Consider the following 20508-nt stretch of genomic DNA (forward strand, 5'->3'; position numbering starts at 1 on the left):
CACCCAAGTAACCGCAGGTCAGGGCGATTTCATCGTGAGCACCGCAGTTGGCCGAGCCGGTTCGTCTGCGTAGCATCGGGCTCCGTCGGCGGGTGGAAACCGCAGGACGAGAGCGCTCTCAGGACGCGCTCGCGTACGTCCTTCCGCGCGTTCCCGCCGACGTCACGTCCTGCTCTTCCCCACAGACAAGGTACGTAGCCCATGGCCGCTCACCGCGCACGCAGATGGTCACTAGGCGGACTCGTCCTCCTGCTCTCCGCCGCGCTCGCCGCCGCTTTCCTGGTCACCACGACCGGCCCCGCCACCTCCCGGGCGAACGCCGCCGCCGCCGGCGCGCAGACCTGGGCCGACGAGTTCGACGGAGCCGCGGGCAGTGCGCCCGACCGGTCGAAGTGGACCCTGGAGACCGGAGGTTCGGGCAACGGGAACAACGAACTGCAGTACTACACCGACAGCACCCGGAACGCGTCCCTGGACGGCAACGGGAACCTGGTGATCACCGCCCAGAAGAACACCGACTCCGGCCTCCGCTGCTGGTACGGGACCTGCCAGTACACCTCGGCACGGCTGAACACCGCCAAGACGTTCACCCAGGCGTACGGCCGCTACGAGGCCCGCATCAAGATCCCGCGCGGCCAGGGCATCTGGCCGGCCTTCTGGATGCTCGGCGACGACCTCGGCAGCGCCGGCTGGCCCAACAGCGGCGAGATCGACATCATGGAGAACGTCGGTCACGAGCCGGGCACCGTCCACGGCACCGTCCACGGCCCCGGCTACTCGGGCGGTGGGGGCATCACCGCCTCCTACTCCCTGCCGAACGGCAAGGCCTTCGCCGACGACTTCCACACCTTCGCGGTCGACTGGAGCCCCAACGCGATCACCTGGTCGGTGGACGGCCAGACCTACCAGACCCGTAAGCCCGCCGATGCGAACGGCAACAAGTGGGTCTTCGACCACCCGTTCTTCATCGTCCTGAACCTGGCGGTCGGCGGTAACTGGCCCGGCAGCCCGGACGGATCGACCTCCTTCCCGCAGAAGATGACCGTCGACTACGTGCGGGTCTCCACGTCCGACAGTTCGGGCGGCGGTGGCTCCAGGACCGGAGCGATCAAGGGCATCGGCGGCATGTGCGTCGACGTCGCGGGCGCGTCCAGCGCCGACGGCACCCCGATCCAACTGCACAACTGCACCGGCGTGGACGCCCAGAAGTGGACGACGGGCAGTGACGGCACCGTGCGCGCCCTCGGCAAGTGCCTGTACGTGCAGGGCGGTTCGACCGCCGCCGGCGCCGTCGTGCAGCTCTACACCTGCAACGGCACCAAGGCCCAGCAGTGGACCCACACCGCGGCCCGCGACCTGACCAACATCGGGTCGGACAAGTGCCTGGACGCCAGGGGCAACTCCTCGGCCGACGGCACCCGGCTCCAGACCTGGACGTGCACCGGTGCCGCCAACCAGAAGTGGACCGTCGGCTGACCGCCTGCGCCCCCGTCCTCGTACGCCCCTCCGCTCCCCCACGAAGGTGAACCCTCACATGGCCCCTCGCCACCAGCGCGACCTCTCCCGCCGCAAGCTGCTCACCGCCCTCGCCGGAGCAGCCGTGGCCGTCCCCGCCGTCGCCGTGATCGCACCGCACGCCCTGGCCACGAAGGGCTCCGAGGAAGGAGCCCCGAAGGCCGCGGCCACGGGCGCCCTCCCGCTGACGATCGTCAACAACTCCGGCTCCTTCACCAACTCCTCGGTGCGCGTCTACGTCGTGGGCAACCAGGACGGCCGGCAGGTGCGCCTCACCCCCGAAGGCACCCTGGCGCCGATATCGCTGTCGGACAACGGTGCGGACGGCTTCACCGACTACTCCATCCCCCTGTCCGGGAGTGGCGAGACCACGCTCTCCCTGCCGTACATGTCCGGCCGCATCTACGTCGCACTCGGCGACAAGCTCAAGTTCAAGGCGGTGGCGGACGGCAACGGCAACGCCGCACTCCAGTACCCCGCGGGCTGGGTCACGTCCGACCCCAACTACACGGTGCTGCACGACTGCGCCGAGTTCACATACAACGCCGCCGGGATGTTCTGCAACACCACCATGGTCGACATGTTCAGCGTCCCCATGAGCATCGGCCTCACCGGTGCCAAGGACCAGACCACGGGCACCCTGCGCGACGGCGGACGCGCCCAGGCCTTCGCCGCGGTGTCCCGGATCCCGGAATTCGCACCCCTGGTGGTGGACGACCGGCGCATCATCGCCCCGGGCCACGGCCTGGACTCGGGCATCTTCGCCAAGGACTACTTCGCCCCGTACATCGACGAGGTGTGGAGCACCTACACGGGCAAGGACCTGACCGTGACCACCAACGCGGGCGCCTTCACCGGCCGGGTGCGGGGCGACCGCTTCGTCTTCGGCGGCCCGGCGTCCGTGTCCTTCGACCGCCCTTCCACGCGTGACGTGCTGTTCTGCGACGGCAGGCTGGCCGCCCCCAACGACGGCACCACCGGTCCGGTCGCCGCCGTCCTAGGCGCCGGCTTCAACCGGTCCACGCTGGTCAGCAACCCCGCGCAGCCCACGACGGACCCGGCCGCCTTCTACCGGTCCTCGCAGCTCACCAACCACTACTCCGCGGCGATCCACGCGGCCACCCAGGACGGCAAGGCGTACGGCTTCGCCTTCGACGACGTGGCCGACTTCGCCTCGTACATCCAGGACACCGCACCGACGGGCGCCCGGCTGACGCTGACGCGCTTCTGACCGGCGGTCACGGGTTCCGGTCCGTCGGGCGCCGGGCGTCAACGCGCTTTCGGCATAGGGTTCCGTGCATCAGTGCGCACGCGCGGGCGCCCGGCACCGGCCCTGGAGGCGGAATGGTTTGGACACAGTGCATCGAGTCGCGGCCCTTCGCCGAGCACCGGCTGGTGTGCTTCCCCCACGCCGGAGGCTCGCCCTACTTCTACCGCGGGTGGGGCAAGGCCCTTGAGGAGTTCGAGGCGCACACGGTGTGCTACCCGGGGCGGGCCGAGCGGATGGCCGAATCGCCCGCCACCGATCTGAAGGCGATGGCCCGGCAGATCGCTGCTTCGATCCGCCCGCTGGTGGAAAGCCGGCCGACGGTGTTCTTCGGCCACAGCATGGGGGCGATCGTCGCGTACGAGACCGCCTGCGCGCTGGAGGAGGACGGGGCCGGGGCGACGCATCTGTTCGCGTCCGGCGCCCGGGCCCCGCAGCTGATGCGGGGAGACGCCGCCGCGGCCGCCCGATGGGACGACGATGCCATCGTCCGCAACCTCGTCGAACTGGGCGGCACGGACGCCCAGATGCTGCGGAACCCGGATTTCCTGGAACTGGTCATGCCCTATGTCGGGGCGGACTTCCGGATGCTCTCCTCCTACACGGCCGGGGAGCGGGCGCCGCTCGGGTGCGCCGTCACCGCGCTGGTGGGAACGTCCGACCCCCGGGTGACCACCGAACAGGCGGATGCCTGGCGGGAGTCGACCCGGGGCCCGTTCCGCAGGGTGTCGCTGCCCGGCGACCACTTCTATCTGGCCGCCGCCCCGCCTTTCGGGCTCGTCCGGGAGGCCGCGACCGGCTGAGCGTGTGCGCCCGGGCCTCGAAGGGCTGCCGGGTGCGGGAAACGCCGGAGCCACCGGCGCGAGCCCGTACGCGTGCGGCGTGGAGGCCCCGCTGTCGCGGGCGGAAGCCGTCACGACGCCGTCCGTCCTGCCCCAGGAGGACGGCGACGCCCGCCGGAGGGGACTCGTTGACGTGCCGCGTCGTGGCGCCCGCCTCCAGTCCGGCCCGGGAAGTCGCAACAGCAAGGGCGCCGCCCCGCCCCGCTGACACACCCCCGGGCACCCACGGGAGGGAAACGGCGTCGACCGGTCAGAGGACAGACAAAAGCCCCAGGTCACGGCGAGTGAGTCCTGGGGCTTCTGCAGGGCCGCCTTCGGGATTCGAACCCGAGACCTACGCATTACGAGTGCGTTGCTCTGGCCAACTGAGCTAAGGCGGCACGCTCTGTCGCACCATGGTGCGGTCAGCAGCGACGCCAATTCTACACAGTTTCGAGGGGTGCTCCGCACCGCCCGCCCCCGAGGCCGTCTCCGCAGGTCAGGAGCACTTCTTCCCGTTCTTGGGCGGGGTGCCCTCCAGCAGATAGGTGTTGATCGCCGTGTCGATGCAGTCGCTGCCCCGGCCGTACGCCGTGTGCCCGTCGCCCTCGTAGGTGAGCAGGGTGCCGGAGGAGAGCTGCTCCGCGAGGGACACGGCCCACTTGTACGGGGTGGCCGGATCGCGGGTGGTGCCGACCACCACGATCGGGGCGGCGCCCTTCGCCTCGGTGCGGTGCGGGGTACCGGTGGCCTCGACGGGCCAGGAGCCGCAGTTCAGGGCTGCCCAGGCGAAGCCCCTGCCGAAGACCGGGGAAGCCTTCTCGAAGTCCGGGAGAGCCTTCTCGACCTCGGCGGCGCGGGTGAAGGCGGGGGCCAGGTCGAGACAGTTCACGGCGGCGTTGGCGAACATCAGATTGGCGTACTTCCCGCTCGGATCGCGCTCGTAGTAGGTGTCGGCCAGAGCGAGGAGGCCGGCACCGTCGCCACGCTTCGCCCCGGCGAGAGCCTCCCGGAGCTGGGGCCAGGCGGACTCGTCGTACATCGCGGCGATCACACCGATGGTCGCCAGGGACTCGCCCAGCTTCCGGGTCTCGCCGGTCGGGACGGGCTCGGCGTCCAGGTCGGCGAAGAGCTGCTTCAGAGCGGTCGCGGCGCCGGCTGCGGACCTGGTGCCGAGCGGGCAGTCCGGCTGTTCCACGCAGTCCGCGGCGAAGGACTGGAACGCCGCCTCGAAGCCCGCGGTCTGATCCCGGTTGATGTCGATCGCGGGGAGTGACGGGTCCATCGCCCCGTCGAGGACCAGACGGCCCACCCGGCCGGGGTACAGGTCGGCGTACGTCGCGCCCAGGAACGTCCCGTACGAGGCACCGACGTAGTGCAGCTTCTCGTCACCGAGCAGGGAGCGCAGGATGTCCATGTCGCGGGCCGTCTCCACGGTGGAGACGTGCGGGAGGATCTCCCCGGACCGCTTCTCGCAGCCCTTCGCGAACCTGTCGAAGGCCTCGGTCAGCTTCGCGACCTCGGCGTCGTCGTCGGGGGTCTGGTCCACCTGGGTGTAGGCGTCCATCTGCTTGCCGGTGAGGCAGGTGACGGGTTCACTGCGCGCCACCCCGCGCGGGTCGATCGCCACCATGTCGTAGCGGGCACGGACCGGGGCGGGGTAGCCGATGGCCGCATACCCCTGGAGGTAGTCGACGGCCGAGCCGCCGGGGCCGCCCGGATTCACCAGCAGCGAGCCGATCCGCTCGCCGGGGCCGGTGGCCTTCTTGCGGGAGACGGCCAGATCGATGTCGCCACCGTCCGGCTTCCCGTAATCCAGGGGGGCCTTCATCGTCGTGCACTGGAAGCCCTCCACACCGCAGTCCCGCCAGCGCAGCTTCTGCCCGTAGTAGGGCGACATGTCCTCGGTGGAGGCCGATCCTCTCGCCGACGCGCTGGGCGCCGAACCGCCGCTGCTGCAGCCTGAGACGAGGAGGCCGGCAGTGCCGAGCCCGGTGGCGAAGATGCGGAGCAGGCGCCTGGTGTCCATTCCCGGAGCGTAGCCGCCGGGTGACGACTCAACCGATTCCCTACTCATACGGGTGAATCCGCGTTGCGGCACGTGTGAATCCGCGCGAGTCGGCCCGCCGGGAGGCGCCCGGCGGGCCGACTGGCGCGGGTCAGCCGGCCCTGAGTGCCATCGTCATCGCCTCCACCGCGAGCAGCGGCGCCACATTGCGGTCGAGCGCCCGGCGACAGGCGATCACGGCCTCTATCCGCCGCAGGGTCCGCTCGGCGGTCGACGACTCGGCGGTCCGGTCGAGGGCGTCCTGCACGTCGGTGTTGGCGATGGCGATCCGCGAGCCGAGCTGGATGGCCAGCACGTCGCGGTAGAAGCCGGTGAGCTCGGTGAGCGCGAGATCGAGGCTGTCGCGCTGCGTACGCGTCCTGCGGCGCTTCTGCCGGTCCTCCAGCTCCTTCATGACCCCCGCGGTGCCGCGCGGCATCCTGCCTCCGGCGACGGCGCCGAGGGCCGCCTTCATGTCCTCGGTCTCCTTGACGTCGACCCCCTCCGCGACCTCCTTGGCGTCTTCGGTGGCGGTGTCGATCAGTTCCTGGGCCGCCTTGAGGCAGCCTCCGACGTCGTGGACACGCAGGGGGAGCTTGAGCACGGCGGCACGGCGGGCACGGGCCCGCTCGTCCGTGGCGAGGCGGCGCGCGCGGCCGATGTGCCCCTGGGTGGCGCGGGCCGCGGCGGCGGCCCGCGCGGGGTCGATGCCGTCGCGCCGGACCAGCACGTCGGCGACGGCGTCGACCGGCGGCGTACGCAGCGTCAGGTGACGGCAGCGGGAGCGGATCGTGGGCAGCACGTCCTCCAGGGAGGGCGAGCACAGCAGCCACACCGTGCGGGGGGCCGGCTCCTCCACGGCCTTCAGCAGGACGTTGCCGGCACCTTCGGTGAGTCGGTCGGCGTCTTCCATGACGATGACCTGCCAGCGGCCGACGGCCGGGGAGAGCTGGGCCCGGCGGACAAGCTCACGGGTCTCCTTCACACCGATGGAGAGCAGGTCCGTGCGGATGACCTCGACGTCCGCGTGGGTCCCGATCAGCGCGGTGTGACAGCCGTCGCAGAACCCGCAGCCCGGTGCCCCGCCGAGGGCCCGGTCCGGACTGGTGCACTGGAGGGCGGCGGCGAAGGCACGGGCGGCGGTGGCCCGGCCGGAGCCGGGAGGACCGGTGAAGAGCCACGCGTGGGTCATCTTCGACCCCGGCGGTACCGGCTGCCCCGTGGCGTTGGCGGTGACCAGCGCATCGGCGTCCCGGGCGGCGGCGCCGAGCTGCTCCTGCACTCGGTCCTGGCCGACCAGGTCGTCCCATACGGTCATGGGTCACCGCCCTTCCGGTGGTGTGGTGCGGGGAAGACGGATCCCATTGTGCGGGAAGGCTCTGACATTCCCGGCCTTCCGGCCCACGGGGCGCCCCCGCCCGCCCTCAGCCGCACGGCCGGCACTCTCCTGCCCTCAGCCGCACGGCCGGCGCTCTCCCGCCCACCTCGGGCGGGACAGGCCGTGAAGGACCCGCCCGCACCCGGCCGGTCCGCCCTCGGCCGCCGGGCCGAGGGCCCGCTCCGCGTGCGGCCGGGGGCTTCCGCCGTCCTCAGCCGCGGGGCTTGCGGCCGTCCCGCCCTCGGTCGTCCCGGTCGTCGTCCTGACCGCCGAGCAGTTCGTCGGCCAGCGTCGGCAGATCGTCGAGCGGTGTCTCCTCCGCCCAGTCGGGACGCGGGCGCTTCGGGCGGTCCCGAGCGGCCCGCCCGGCCTGCGGGTCGTCACTGACCTGGGGCAGCTCGCGCGTGCGCTCGTTCTCGTTCTCGCCGGCGGCGGGCGCGGCACGGCGCTCGTCGCGGAAGACGCCCGGCGGCACGCGGTCGGCAGGGGCCTCGTCCCGTACGGGCGGCAGGACGGCCGTCTCGTCCGCGTCACGGACCTTACGGCCCGGGGGCGGGGTGAACGGGACCCGCTGGGTGATCTCGTTCGGATTCACCACCGGGGTCGGGATCGTGAGCTCGTTGTCCGGCACGGGCGGAGCGGACCGCGCGGACTGCCTGCCCGCAGCCGCTTCCGCCTCCGCACGGGCGGCGGCCTCCGCCTCGGCGCGGGCAGCCGCCTCTTCCTCGGCCCGGCGGCGCGCCGCCTCGGACCGGACCAGCGCCTCCTCCGCCTTGCGCTGCTTCTCCAGGCGCAGTGCCTCCGCCTCCTGGCGGAGCCTGGCCTCTTCCTGGGCCTGCTGCCGCAAGCGCGCCTGCTCCGCCTCGCGCACCCGGTCCTCGGCCTCCAGCCGGGCACGCTCCTCCTCGGCACGGCGGCGGGCGTCCTCGGCGCGCTGCCGCGCCTCCTCGGCCTGGCGCTCGGCCTCGCGCTGCCGCGCCTCCTCCTCCTCGCGCCGCTTGCGCTCCTCCTCCTCGGCACGGAGCTTGGCGAGCTGGGCCTGCCGCTCCTGCTCCAGCCGCTCCTCCTCCGCCTTGCGGGCCGCCTCTTCCTCGGCCTTGCGCCGGGCCTCCTCCTCGGCCGCCCTGCGCGCCTCCTCCCGGGCCTGGATCTCGGCCTCGGAGAGCGGGAGCAGTTCGTCGAGCCGGTGGCGTACGACGGTGGTGATCGCTTGCGGTTCCTGGCCGGCGTCCACCACCAGGTAGCGGGTGGGGTCCGCCGCCGCGAGGGTGAGGAAGCCGGACCGCACCCGGTTGTGGAACTCGACCGGCTCGGACTCCAGCCGGTCGGGCGCCTCGGTGAAGCGTTCGCGAGCCGTCTCCGGGTCGACGTCCAGGAGCACCGTCAGATGCGGTACGAGCCCGCTCGTCGCCCACCGGGAGATCCGGGCGATCTCGGTCGGGGAGAGGTCGCGGCCCGCACCCTGGTAGGCGACGGACGAATCGATGTAGCGGTCCGAGATGACGATCGCGCCACGTTCCAGCGCCGGACGGACGAGCGAGTCCACGTGCTCGGCGCGGTCGGCGGCGTACAGCAGGGCCTCGGCCCGGTTCGACAGCCCGGCCGACGACACGTCGAGCAGGATCGAGCGCAGCCTCTTGCCGACCGGGGTCGCTCCCGGCTCGCGGGTCACGACGACCTCGTGGCCCTTGGCCCTGATCCAGTCGGCGAGCGCCTCGACCTGGGTGGACTTGCCGGCCCCGTCGCCGCCCTCCAGGGCGAGGAAGAACCCGTTCGCGGCGGGTGCGACGGCAGGGTCCCCGCCACCGCGCAGCGCCTCGCGCAGGTCACGGCGCAGCGGGACTCCGGCCCGGTCGTCCGTCCTGGCGAGGACGATCACGGCGACGGGCAGCAGCAGGGCGCCGATGAGCATCAGGACGAAGGCGGCCCCGCCGTGGGCGAAGACGAAGTCCCCGGAACCCAGCCGGTGCCGTCCGATGGCGGCGGCGAGCAGCGGACCGCCCACCGCGCCGAGGGCGACCAGTACCCGTACGACGGCCTGGAGGTGCTCGGTGGTCCTGGCCCGCCGGGGCTCCTCGGTCTCCTGCTCGATCACCGCGTGCCCGATGTGGGCGGTGACCCCTGCTGCGTAACCGGCGAGCAGCGCGGTCAGCAGCCCGGTCGCCGTGTCCGGGACCAGGCCCAGCGCGAGGAGCGCCACTCCGGTGACGGCGGTGGCGAGGGACAGCAGCCGGCGCCGCGACAGGGTGGGAAGCACCTTCTGCGCGGTACGGATACCGAGCGCGGTGCCGCCGGTCAGGGCGAGGATCAGCAGGGCGAAGGTGGCGGGTCCTCCGCCCAGGTCGGCCGCGTGGAGCACGGAGACCGCGGCAGCGGCGGCGATGGCCCCGGCGACCGCGGCACAGACGCCGACGACCAGGGGAAGGCTGCCGGTACGGCCCTTGTCGGTGCCCGTTCCGGTGGCCGGCCGGCGCAGCCCTTCCAGGGGCGAGCGCGGTCGGGGCGTCGGGATGCCCGGAAGTTCGAGGAAGTAGAGGACCGAGATCGAGGCCGAGAAGAGGCCGGCTGCGACGTACGAGCCCAGGGCCGCCTGGTGGAAGGAGAACCAGTCGAGCCCGGTACCGAGCAGGCTGCCGATCAGCGCGGCGACCAGGAGCACGGCCGCAGCGGCGGGGATCGCCAGGAAGTCCGTCCGCTGGGAGAGCCTCCGCAGCGGATCGAGGTGGTCGGGAAGCGGGCGGACGGCCGCACCCTCGATGGGCGGGGCAGGCAGCAGCGCGGGGGCCGCGCTCTCCTTGGCCACCGTCCACAGGCGTTCACCCGCACCGGTCACGAAGACGGTGATGAGGATCATCATGAGTGCCTTGTCGGGCATCCAGTCGATCCACAGCGGCGCGATGACCAGCAGGGCGAGCCGCAGCCCGTCCACTCCGATCATCAGCCAGCGCCGGTCCACGGGACCGCCGGGTGCTGTGAGTGCCGTCAGAGGCCCCAGGAGCACGGCTCCGAAGATCAGGGTGGAAAGGATCCGGGCACCGAACACGGCGGCGACGGCGAAGGCCGCCCCGCGGTATCCGGCCCCGAAGGAGCCCTCAAGGACCGCTGCCTGCAGCGACAACAGCACAAGCACAAGAACGGCGAGTGAATCGCCGATACTGCCGACGAGCTGGGCGCTCCACAACCGCTTCAGCGGAGGAATGCGCAACAGGGCTCGTACGGCGCGCTCGCGTGAGTCTGCGGCAAGTGTGTCGGAGGTGGGGCTCACGACCGGTAGCTGCTCGGCTCGCGTCATCCGCCCAGCCTATCGGGAGCGGTGCGATGCACGGGGGGCGCGTCCGAACATACGGCCGCCGAGGAGTGCGGGGCTCTCCTCCGCACACTCCTCCCCCGCCGGTCCCGGCACACATGACGGGGGAGGAGCCGGGTGTCCGGCCCCTCCCCCGTGTGCGGTTCCGGGCGAGGTCAGTCGTCCGACGACGAAGCGGAGGCCTTCTTGGCCGGAGCCTTCTTGGCCGTCGTCTTCTTGGCAGCGGTCTTCTTGGCAGCCGTCGTCTTGGCGGCCGTCTTCTTCGCCGCAGTCGCCTTCTTCGCGGGCGCCTTCTTGGCCGGAGCCTTCTTCGCCGTCTTCTTCTTCGCGGGCCCCTTGGCCCGCTTCTCGGCGAGCAGCTCGAAGCCGCGCTCCGGTGTGATGTCCTCGACGCTGTCGTCGGTACGCAGCGTCGCGTTGGTCTCGCCGTCGGTGACGTACGCGCCGAAGCGTCCGTCCTTCACCACGACCGGGGCGCCGCTCACCGGGTCCGTACCCAGTTCCTTCAGCGGCGGCTTGGCCGCGGCCCGCCCGCGCTGCTTGGGCTGGGCGTAGATCGCGAGGGCCTCGTCGAGTGTGATGTCGAAGAGCTGGTCCTCGGACGTGAGGGAGCGCGAGTCCGTGCCCTTCTTGAGGTACGGACCGTAGCGGCCGTTCTGCGCGGTGATCTCGACGCCCTCGGCGTCCACGCCGACGACCCTCGGCAGTGACATCAGCTTGAGCGCGTCGGCCAGTGTCACCGTGTCCGGCGACATGGACTTGAAGAGGGACGCGGTCCGCGGTTTCACCGCGTTCTTGCCCGTCTTCGGCGTGCCCTCGGGCAGCACCTCGGTGACGTACGGGCCGTAGCGCCCGTCCTTCGCGATGATCTGGTGTCCGGTGACCGGGTCGGCACCGAGCTCGAAGTCACCGCTCGGCTTGGCCAGCAGCTCCTCCGCGTACTCCACGGACAGCTCGTCGGGCGCCAGGTCCTCCGGCACGTCCGCGCGCTGGTGGCCCTCGGAGTCCTTCTCGCCCCGCTCGATGTACGGGCCGTAGCGGCCGACCCGCAGCTTGATGTCGTTGCCGACCGGGAAGGAGGAGATCTCCCGGGCGTCGATCGCCCCGAGGTCGGTGACGAGCTCCTTCAGACCGCCGAGGTGGTCCCCGTCGCCGTTGCCCGCGTCGGATGCCTTCCCGGCACCGATCGTGTCGTCGCCGGCGCCGAAGTAGAAGCGCCGCAGCCAGGGCACGGACTGGGCCTCGCCCCGCGCGATGCGGTCGAGGTCGTCCTCCATGCGGGCGGTGAAGTCGTAGTCGACGAGCCGGCCGAAGTGCTTCTCCAGCAGGTTGACCACGGCGAACGAGAGGAACGACGGCACCAGGGCCGTGCCCTTCTTGAACACGTAGCCGCGGTCCAGGATGGTCCCGATGATCGAGGCGTACGTCGACGGACGGCCGATCTCACGCTCTTCGAGCTCCTTGACCAGCGAGGCCTCGGTGTAGCGGGCCGGCGGCTTCGTGGCGTGTCCGTCGACCGAGACCTCGTCCGCCGTCAGGGCGTCGCCCTCGGCGACCTGCGGCAGCCGGCGCTCACGGTCGTCGAGCTCGGCGTTCGGGTCGTCCGCGCCCTCGACGTACGCCTTCATGAAGCCGTGGAAGGTGATCGTCTTGCCGGACGCGGAGAACTCGGCGTCCCGGCCGTCACTCGCACGGCCACCGATCTTCACGGTGACGGAGTTACCGGTGGCGTCCTTCATCTGGGAGGCGACGGTGCGCTTCCAGATGAGCTCGTACAGCCGGAACTGGTCGCCGGTGAGACCCGTCTGCGCGGGCGTGCGGAAGCTGTCGCCCGAGGGACGGATCGCCTCGTGCGCCTCCTGCGCGTTCTTGACCTTGCCCGCGTAGGTGCGGGGCTTGTCGGGCAGGTAGTTCGCCCCGTACAGCTGCGTGACCTGCGCCCGGGCCGCGGAGATCGCGGTGTCCGAGAGGGTCGTGGAGTCCGTACGCATGTAGGTGATGAAGCCGTTCTCGTACAGCTTCTGCGCCACCTGCATCGTCGCCTTGGCCCCGAAGCCCAGCTTCCGGCTCGCCTCCTGCTGGAGGGTCGTGGTGCGGAAGGGCGCGTACGGCGAGCGGCGGTACGGCTTCGACTCGACCGAGCGGACCGCGAACGTGGCGTCGGCGAGCGCCGCGGCCAGGGCGCGGGCGTTCGCCTCGTCCAGGTGCAGCGTCTGCGCGGAGCCCTGCTTGAGCTGCCCGTCGGGGCCGAAGTCGCGACCCTGGGCGATCCGGCGCCCGTCGACCGCGCTGAGGCGGGCGGTGAGCGTCGAGGGGTCGGAGGCGTCGCCGGCCCGACCGGTGGCGAAGGTGCCCGTCAGGTCCCAGTACTCGGCGGAGCGGAAGGCGATGCGCTCGCGCTCCCGCTCGACGACGAGGCGGGTGGCGACGGACTGCACTCGGCCCGCGGAGAGCTTCGGCATGACCTTCTTCCACAGGACCGGCGAGACCTCGTAGCCGTAGAGGCGGTCGAGGATGCGCCGGGTTTCCTGGGCGTCGACCATCCGCTGGTTGAGCTCGCGCGGATTGGCGACGGCGGCCCTGATCGCGTCCTTGGTGATCTCGTGGAAGACCATCCGGTGGACCGGGACCTTGGGCTTGAGAACTTCCTGCAGGTGCCACGCGATGGCTTCGCCCTCGCGGTCCTCATCGGTGGCGAGGAAGAGTTCGTCGGATTCGGCAAGAAGCTGCTTGAGCTTCCTGACCTGGGCTTTCTTATCGGCATTGACGACATAGATCGGCTGGAAGTCGTTCTCGACGTCCACGCCGAGGCGGCGGACCTCACCGGTGTACTCGTCCGGCACCTCGGCGGCGCCGCTCGGCAGGTCGCGGATGTGCCCGACGCTCGCCTCGACGACGTATCCGGGGCCGAGGTAGCCCTTGATCGTCTTCGCCTTGGCAGGCGACTCGACAATGACGAGTCGGCGGCCTGCGGTCTCGCTGGTCGGGGACAACTTCGCTCTTCTCTCCGGTCGGCACTCGTGGGCATCCGGGCAACGCAGTAGCGCTGCCCGCGGTGCTGTCGCTGCGGAGTGTGACGGTACAACCCGCCCCCGTGTCAAACGGCAAAAGCCCGCAACGGCCACTCGAACGGTAACCCGACTTCCGCCACTCCTGCCGCCCGGACCGCCCGGTCCGCGCTTCGCAGCGCTGTCGCCTGCGGGTTTCGGGCCACCGCCGGGATGCCCGCGGGACGTCTGCCGGCCCTGCCGCCGAAGAGGATCAGACGCGGGTGAAACACCACACGCCGAGGACGACGAAGAGTACGCCGAAGAGCGTGGCGAGAGCGGTGGAGGCGACGGGGCTCACACCATGGGCGACGGGCGCACGCAGGATGGTGCGCGCCCCCGTCCAGATGAGGAGAGCGACACCGAACAGTGCGAATGCCGTGCCGGCGAAGACCGCGGTGACGCTCTCCATGTCCGTACCCCTCAACCTCTGCGCGACGGCTGCTGCCGGCGCTGCCCGTCCGCACGGACAGCCCGTGCGGTCCGTACCGCTCAGCAGAGGGGAGGCTGCCACGCCGGGGCGACCCCGGCACGAACCCCGGGTGAACTCCGCGCAGCCGTCCCGGGAACGGCCTCGAGCGGAATCCGCGGGGAGGTCGGGGGCCGGGTCACAGTGCGTAGGAGAGCGCTGATCAGACGGCTGCCGAGAAGGGGAAGTGCAGCCCGTGCGCCCAGGAAACGGAGCACGGCGACGGGACGGCACGGGGGCACGGGACGCGAAGGCGCGCGGCCCCGCACGGCGCCCTCCGCCTCACACCTCCCGTGACGGGGTCAGCGTGCCTGCGCGCCGCCCCGCACCGGCTCCAGGAAGCCTTCCTCCACCAGCAGCCGGATCGCCTGCGGGGTGCGGTCGCGCAGCAGTACGGAGTCCTCGGACATCAGTTGGGCGATGGCGTCGAGGATCCGGCCCGCGGGCAGGGATCCGTCGCACACACCAGCGAAACCCGCGGCGACCGCATCGACCTTGGTCGCCCGCCGCATCCCGCGGTTCTGACGCAGCACCACATGCTCGGGATCCTCGGCACCGGGCAGGCCCACCTGTTCCTGCACGACCTCCTCGGCCAGGCTGAAGTGCGCGGCCAGCAGCGCCGCGTCATCGTGCCGGCGCAGATAGTCCTGCCGCATGAAATGGGCCTCGACGGCCGGACCGAGGGGCTGCTCCACCGGGTGCGGCCACTCCTCGGCAACGACCGAGGGGTTCCCCGCAGCGGCCGCTGCGGACTTCCTGAGCGCGATCCAGCCGAAGCCGACGGCCTTGGTGCTGCGTGCCTCGAACTCGTCCAGCCAGGCCTCGTACCGCTCGGCGTACGCGGCCGGATCCGTGCGGTGGTCGCCGCTGTCGCGCAACCACAACTCGGCGTACTGCGTGACGTCCTGCACCTCGCGCTGCACGATCCAGGCGTCACAGCCGTGCGGCACCCAGGAACGCACCCGGTCCTGCCACTCCTCGCCCTCCACGTGCTGCCAGTTGGCGAGGAACTGCGCGTATCCCCCCTCGTTCAGCCGGTCGCCCGCCTGCCGCACCAGGGTCTGGCACAGTTCGTCGCCGCCCATGCCTCCGTCGCGGTACGTCAGCCGGGCTCCGGGGGAGATGACGAAGGGCGGGTTGGAGACGATGAGGTCGTACGTCTCCGCGTCGACCGGCTCGAAGAGAGAGCCCTCCCGCAGATCGGCCGGAGCCGCGCCGGACAGAGCGAGGGTGAGCCGGGTGAATGCGAGGGCACGCGGGTTGACGTCCGTGGCCGTGACCCGGGTAGCGTGCTGGGCGGCGTGCAGGGCCTGGATGCCCGAGCCCGTACCGAGGTCGAGGGCCGAGGACACCGGCCTGCGCACGGTGATTCCGGCAAGCGTGGTGGACGCCCCACCGATGCCGAGGACGACTCCTTCCTCGTGCGAGCCGATCCCGCCCGCCCCGCCGACCGCGCACCCCAGGTCGGAGACGATGAACCAGTCCTCGCCCTCGGGCCCGCCGTACGGCCGGACGTCGACGCTCGCTCTGACGAGGTCACCCTCACGGACCACCCAGCCGTCCTCCACACACTCCTCCAGCGGGAGGGCGCGGGCCGCGGTGGCGGCCGGGACGGAGCGTTGGAGGAGGAACAGCCGCACCAGCGTGTCGAGCGGCGTGTCCCCTCGTGTGGCCCGGAGTGCCGGGACGGTCTCGCTGCGGGCGAGCGCGGCGTAGGCGGCCGCGCCGAGCCGGTCGAGGAGCCCGTCGGCGGTGAAGGCGGCCGCGATCAGTGCTTCGCGGAGGAGGGACGTGCGGGCGGCTGCGGGAAGGCTGGTCGTACTCACCCGCCCATTGTGTCCGCTCCCGCCGACAACGGCAGCGGCCCGGCACCCACGGGGGCGACCGGACCGCTGTGCACGCGCTGCGGTTATGCCTTCTCGCTCGCCGAGGCCGACGGTGACGCGGACTTCGACGGCGTCGCTTCCGGAGCGGACGGGGCGGCCGCGGGCGGGGCGGAGGCTGTCGGCTTCTGGCAGCCCTTCTGCTTCGCCATGGCCGAACCGACCTCACCGGACTGCAGCTTCTTCAGAGCCTGGTCGCCGCTGGTGCTGATCTTGTTCAGCTCGTCGGCGATCCCCTTGAGCCCGTCGGCGAATTTCGCCTGGTCCTTCGTGTCGAGCGCGTCGACCTTGGTCTTCAGATCCGCGTACGCCACGGAGGAGGCGTTGAGCTCCTTCACCGCTTCCTTCTGTGTGGTCTCGCCGTCGTCCACGGGCGGCGGGCCGGCCGAGTCCACGGCAGCGCCCAGCGCCTTGTAGGCCTGCGAGATCTGCTGGAAGGCAGCCGAGTCGGTCTGCTGGACGTCGGCGGGCTTGCTGTTGTCGGCCGTCTGCTGCTGGATCGAGGCGTTCGCGTTCGCGATCTTCTGCAGTTGCGGCTGGACCTGGTCGCAGACCTTCTTCGCCCAGTCGTTCACCTTGTTGTCGCTGTCGTCGCTGCAGCCCGACAGCGTCAGTACGAGTACCGCACCGCCGGACAGTGCGGCTGCAAGCTTCTTGTTCACCGGATTGGGTCCCTTCCAAGGCTCTCGGCCCCGGAACTTACACGCCAAGTGGGCGACATTCAGGCGCCAGGTATCCGATGTGCGTGCTTTTGCAGCCATTTGCATCAAGGGAAATGAGGGAGATACAACTCACCCACAGACTCGGACGCACGTGCGAACGGCCCCCGCGCGCGTGAGGCCGATGGGCCGGGAACGGGCGGACAGGACATCAGGACGTCCGGTCCGCCCACCCGCTGATCAGGCGTTACTCACATCATGGGACCACCTGCCGCCGGACGCCTCATGACATGGCGGCCGGATCAGCCGACTTGGCGCCTCCGCCGCCCGGTCCGCCCTCGTCACCCATGGCGATTCCCCGCCGCTTGGACACGCGGACCGCGCCGATGATGACACCGAGGGCGAACACGGCCACCACGGCCCGCACCCCCGCGCTCGCGTCGTCCCCGTAGCTGAACTGCACGACCGCGGGGGCGATGAGCAGCGCCACGAGATTCATCACCTTGAGAAGCGGGTTGATGGCCGGGCCGGCGGTGTCCTTGAAAGGATCGCCGACCGTGTCCCCGATGACGGTCGCGGCATGGGCCTCGCTGCCCTTGCCGCCGTGATGACCGTCCTCGACGAGCTTCTTGGCGTTGTCCCACGCACCACCGGAGTTGGCGAGGAAGACGGCCATGAGGGTGCCCGTGGCGATCGCGCCCGCGAGGTAGGAGCCGAGAGCCCCGACCCCCAGGCTGAACCCGACGGCGATCGGCGCGAGCACCGCGAGCAGCCCCGGCGTGGCCAGTTCACGCAAGGCGTCCTTGGTGCAGATGTCGACGACGCGGCCGTACTCCGGCTTCTCCGTGTAGTCCATGATCCCGGGGTGCTCGCGGAACTGCCGCCGCACCTCGTGAACCACGGCCCCCGCGGAACGGGAGACCGCGTTGATGGCCAGGCCGGAGAAGAGGAACACCACGGCGGCGCCCAGGATCAGGCCGACGAGGTTGTTCGGCTGGGAGATGTCCAGACTCAGCCCCAGCTCCCCGGCACCGGCCCCCACGTCGTCGACAGCCGTGGCGATGGCGTCCCGGTACGAGCCGAAGAGCGCAGCAGCGGCCAGGACGGCGGTGGCGATCGCGATGCCCTTGGTGATGGCCTTGGTGGTGTTGCCGACGGCGTCCAGGTCGGTGAGGACCTGCGCCCCGGCGCCCGTGACGTCGCCCGACATCTCGGCGATGCCCTGGGCGTTGTCGGAGACGGGGCCGAAGGTGTCCATCGCGACGATGACCCCCACGGTGGTGAGGAGCCCGGTCCCGGCCAGGGCCACCGCGAAGAGTGCCAGCATGATCGACGTCCCGCCGAGCAGGAACGCCCCGTAGACGCCGAGACCGATCAGGAGCGCGGTGTAGACGGCCGATTCCAGGCCGATGGAGACACCGGCGAGGATCACCGTCGCAGGGCCGGTCAGCGAGGACTTCCCAATGTCCCGGACGGGGCGCCGGGTGGTCTCGGTGAAGTAGCCGGTGAGCTGCTGGATCAGGGCGGCGAGCACGATGCCGATGGCCACCGCGACCAGGGCGAAGACGCGCGGGTCACCTCCGTGCGAGGTGATGGCGCTGTCGGTGACCCCGTCCAGCTCGGCGTACGAGGAGGGCAGGTAGACGAAGACGGCCACTGCCACCAGGACGAGCGAGATCACGGCCGACACGAAGAAGCCGCGGTTGATGGCCGTCATCCCGCTCCGGTCGGCCCGGCGCGGGGCGACCGCGAAGATCCCGATCATCGCGGTGACCACACCGATCGCCGGAACGATCAGCGGGAAGGCCAGCCCCGAGTCGCCGAAAGCGGCCTTGCCCAGGATGAGCGCGGCGACCAGCGTCACGGCGTAGGACTCGAAGAGATCGGCCGCCATGCCCGCGCAGTCGCCGACGTTGTCTCCCACGTTGTCGGCGATGGTGGCGGCGTTGCGCGGGTCGTCCTCCGGGATGCCCTGCTCCACCTTGCCCACGAGGTCCGCGCCCACATCGGCGGCCTTGGTGAAGATGCCGCCACCGACCCTCATGAACATGGCGATCAGTGCGGCACCGAGCCCGAAACCCTCCAGTACCTTGGGCGCGTCGGCGGCGTAGACGAGGACGACGCACGAGGCGCCGAGCAGACCGAGGCCGACCGTGATCATGCCGACCACGCCACCCGTACGGAAAGCGATTTTCATCGCTTTATGCGAAACAGTGGTGAGATCCTTTTCCGGTTCACCCGCTGCCGGAGTCGCCTCACGCGCAGCAGCAGCCACACGCACATTACTGCGCACCGCGAGCCGCATACCGATGTATCCGGTGGCTGCCGAAAAGAGCGCACCCACCAGGAAGAACAACGAGCGCCCCGCACGCTGAGACCAGTTGTCGGCCGGGAGCAGCAGTAGCAGGAAGAACACGACGACGGCGAAGACGCCGACGGTGCGCAACTGTCGCGCCAGATAGGCGTTCGCGCCTTCCTGGACGGCCGCCGCGATCTCTTTCATGCGCTCGGTGCCTTCTCCGGCCGCCAGGACCTGGCGTCCCAGCAACTGGGCGACGACCAGCGCGGCCACGGCCACGACTGCGATGACGACGACGATCAGCCGGTTGCCGTCGGTGAGAACCGCGGCTGCGAGCGAGGTGGGCCGGCCGGAAGGTACGGAAACGTGCGCCAGTTCTGCGAGTGGGGTGTTGAAGAACTCCGCCATACGTCCTCCTTGACGCTCAGCGCTCAAGACGTGGACGGATTGTAGGGAGCGAATCCTGATCAAAACAGTGGGTGGTCAATGAAATCGACTTTCGTCCACCCAGCAGCAAATGATCCCGACCGGCACTGCACCCGAATGCAGTAATGGGACGGGGCCATGGCACGTACAGGAATTACTGGACCATCGATCATGCGCACACGAAAAAGGCCCTGCTCAGCAGGGCCGAAAAATGATCACACGTACCGGCGTGTCCGTGGCCGACCTGGGCCGCATACCGCTCGCACGGCGGCATAGCTGACTGCTGCACGGCGGCACAGCTGAACTACTGCACGGCGGCACAGCTCAGGGGAGGACGACCGCCGAGGCCGTCGGCCACGTCATGCGGATGACTCCGCCGTCCACGCCCGACCGGACTTCCACGTCGTCGACCAGCCCGCTGATGACAGCGAGGCCCATCTCGTCCTCGATGTCCGCCTCGGTGTCCGGCCCACCCGATGCCACGCTTCCGCTGCGGGGCGCTCCCGACAGCGAGGGATCGCTTCCGGGGCCGGGGACTCCGTCGCCGACCTCGATGGAGAACGCCTTCTCCTCCTCGGTCAGCACGACCGTGACCGGAGCGGTGATGTCATGACTGCGGTGCAGACCGACGGCACGGCTGCACGCCTCGCCCACGGCGAGTCTGACCTCGTCGAGCACCGCCTCGTCGACGCCGGCCCGGCGTGCCACGGCGGCTGCCACGAGGCGGGCCGTCCTGACGTGTTCGGGCTGAGCGCTGAAGCGGAGTTCAACGGTTGGCATGCCATCCCCCTCGGACGTACGGGCGTGCATCTCAGGGGCCCGGGCGTGGCGCCCGGTACCCCTGCTCTCCAAGCTCCTCCGGAGCCGACGAAACCGGCAGCCGACCCCATGGGGTCGACCACCTGCCCGTAGCGGCCCGCCTGCTGCCGCCCGTCGGCCCGTCGCTGCCCGCCGCCCAGGGACGGCAGGCATGGACCGACGACTCAGTCGGTGGCCGCGACAGCCTCGTCGACCGTGGTGTGAATGGGAAACACCTTGGTCAGACCTGTGATCCGGAAAATCTTGAGAATGCGCTCCTGGTTGCACACCAGGCGCAGCGAGCCCTCATGGGCCCGTACACGCTTCAAGCCACCCACGAGCACGCCGAGGCCGGTGGAGTCGAGGAAGTCGACGCCTTCCATGTCGACAACCAGGTGGTAGCTGCCGTCATTCACCAACTCGACCAACTGCTCGCGCAGCTTGGGCGCGGTATACACATCAATCTCGCCACCGACCTCGACGACCGTACGGTCGCCACCAGGGCCGGACACATTGCGAGTCGACAGGGACAGGTCCACGGATCCTCCAGCACCTTGCTATCGAGCGGTCGCCCCTCGGTCTCCCCGACGGA

13 protein-coding genes and 1 tRNA gene are annotated in these 20508 nt (G+C 70.7%); 3 read left to right on the forward strand and 11 right to left on the reverse strand.

The features are described from left to right. The first annotated feature begins 201 nt into the window (after nt 1-201). From OG927_RS14945 to OG927_RS14955, 3 genes are all read left to right on the forward strand, one after another. Entirely contained in the window at nt 202-1476 is a 1275-nt protein-coding gene (locus OG927_RS14945; protein ID WP_330320294.1) for a family 16 glycosylhydrolase, read from the forward strand. A gap of 58 nt (nt 1477-1534) precedes the next feature. Then, a complete protein-coding gene (locus OG927_RS14950) occupies nt 1535-2746 on the forward strand; it encodes a glycoside hydrolase family 64 protein (protein WP_124281985.1) in 1212 nt (403 codons plus the stop codon). 113 nt (nt 2747-2859) lie between these two features. Next, complete coding sequence (locus OG927_RS14955; RefSeq protein WP_056793421.1) at nt 2860-3585, forward strand: thioesterase II family protein; 726 nt, start codon at nt 2860-2862, stop codon at nt 3583-3585. A 345-nt stretch (nt 3586-3930) separates the two neighbouring features. Here the strand turns inward: OG927_RS14955 and OG927_RS14960 are convergent. The 11 genes from OG927_RS14960 to OG927_RS15010 form a co-directional block, all read right to left on the reverse strand. Beyond that, a tRNA-Thr gene (locus OG927_RS14960) sits at nt 3931-4004 on the reverse strand. A gap of 98 nt (nt 4005-4102) precedes the next feature. After that, nucleotides 4103-5632, reverse strand: a complete 1530-nt coding sequence (locus OG927_RS14965) for an alpha/beta hydrolase (protein ID WP_209470239.1) — start codon at nt 5630-5632, stop codon at nt 4103-4105. 130 nt (nt 5633-5762) lie between these two features. After that, nucleotides 5763-6968 carry a DNA polymerase III subunit delta' gene (locus tag OG927_RS14970; RefSeq protein WP_056793418.1) on the reverse strand — a complete coding sequence of 402 codons (1206 nt, stop codon included), beginning with the start codon at nt 6966-6968 and terminating at the stop codon, nt 5763-5765. Nucleotides 6969-7239: 271 nt separating this feature from the next. Next, complete coding sequence (gene tmk, locus OG927_RS14975) at nt 7240-10320, reverse strand: dTMP kinase (protein ID WP_079099576.1); 3081 nt, start codon at nt 10318-10320, stop codon at nt 7240-7242. 170 nt (nt 10321-10490) lie between these two features. Next, a complete protein-coding gene (topA, locus tag OG927_RS14980; protein WP_209470237.1) occupies nt 10491-13328 on the reverse strand; it encodes a type I DNA topoisomerase in 2838 nt (945 codons plus the stop codon). A gap of 268 nt (nt 13329-13596) precedes the next feature. Then, on the reverse strand, nt 13597-13794 hold the full coding sequence (locus tag OG927_RS14985) for a hypothetical protein (RefSeq protein WP_056793413.1): 198 nt from the start codon (nt 13792-13794) through the stop codon (nt 13597-13599). A 359-nt stretch (nt 13795-14153) separates the two neighbouring features. After that, a complete protein-coding gene (locus OG927_RS14990; RefSeq protein WP_330320295.1) occupies nt 14154-15677 on the reverse strand; it encodes a DUF7059 domain-containing protein in 1524 nt (507 codons plus the stop codon). Between the two features lie 83 nt (nt 15678-15760). After that, on the reverse strand, nt 15761-16396 hold the full coding sequence (locus OG927_RS14995) for a small secreted protein (protein WP_124281981.1): 636 nt from the start codon (nt 16394-16396) through the stop codon (nt 15761-15763). A gap of 280 nt (nt 16397-16676) precedes the next feature. Next, on the reverse strand, nt 16677-19100 hold the full coding sequence (locus OG927_RS15000; protein ID WP_056793407.1) for a sodium-translocating pyrophosphatase: 2424 nt from the start codon (nt 19098-19100) through the stop codon (nt 16677-16679). Nucleotides 19101-19442: 342 nt separating this feature from the next. Further along, on the reverse strand, nt 19443-19898 hold the full coding sequence (locus OG927_RS15005) for an ATP-binding protein (protein ID WP_056793405.1): 456 nt from the start codon (nt 19896-19898) through the stop codon (nt 19443-19445). A 203-nt stretch (nt 19899-20101) separates the two neighbouring features. Beyond that, nucleotides 20102-20455 carry an STAS domain-containing protein gene (locus tag OG927_RS15010; protein WP_003967428.1) on the reverse strand — a complete coding sequence of 118 codons (354 nt, stop codon included), beginning with the start codon at nt 20453-20455 and terminating at the stop codon, nt 20102-20104. Nucleotides 20456-20508 lie beyond the last annotated feature (53 nt).

This window comes from Streptomyces clavifer, assembly GCF_036345975.1.
Lineage (GTDB): Bacteria > Actinomycetota > Actinomycetes > Streptomycetales > Streptomycetaceae > Streptomyces > Streptomyces clavifer.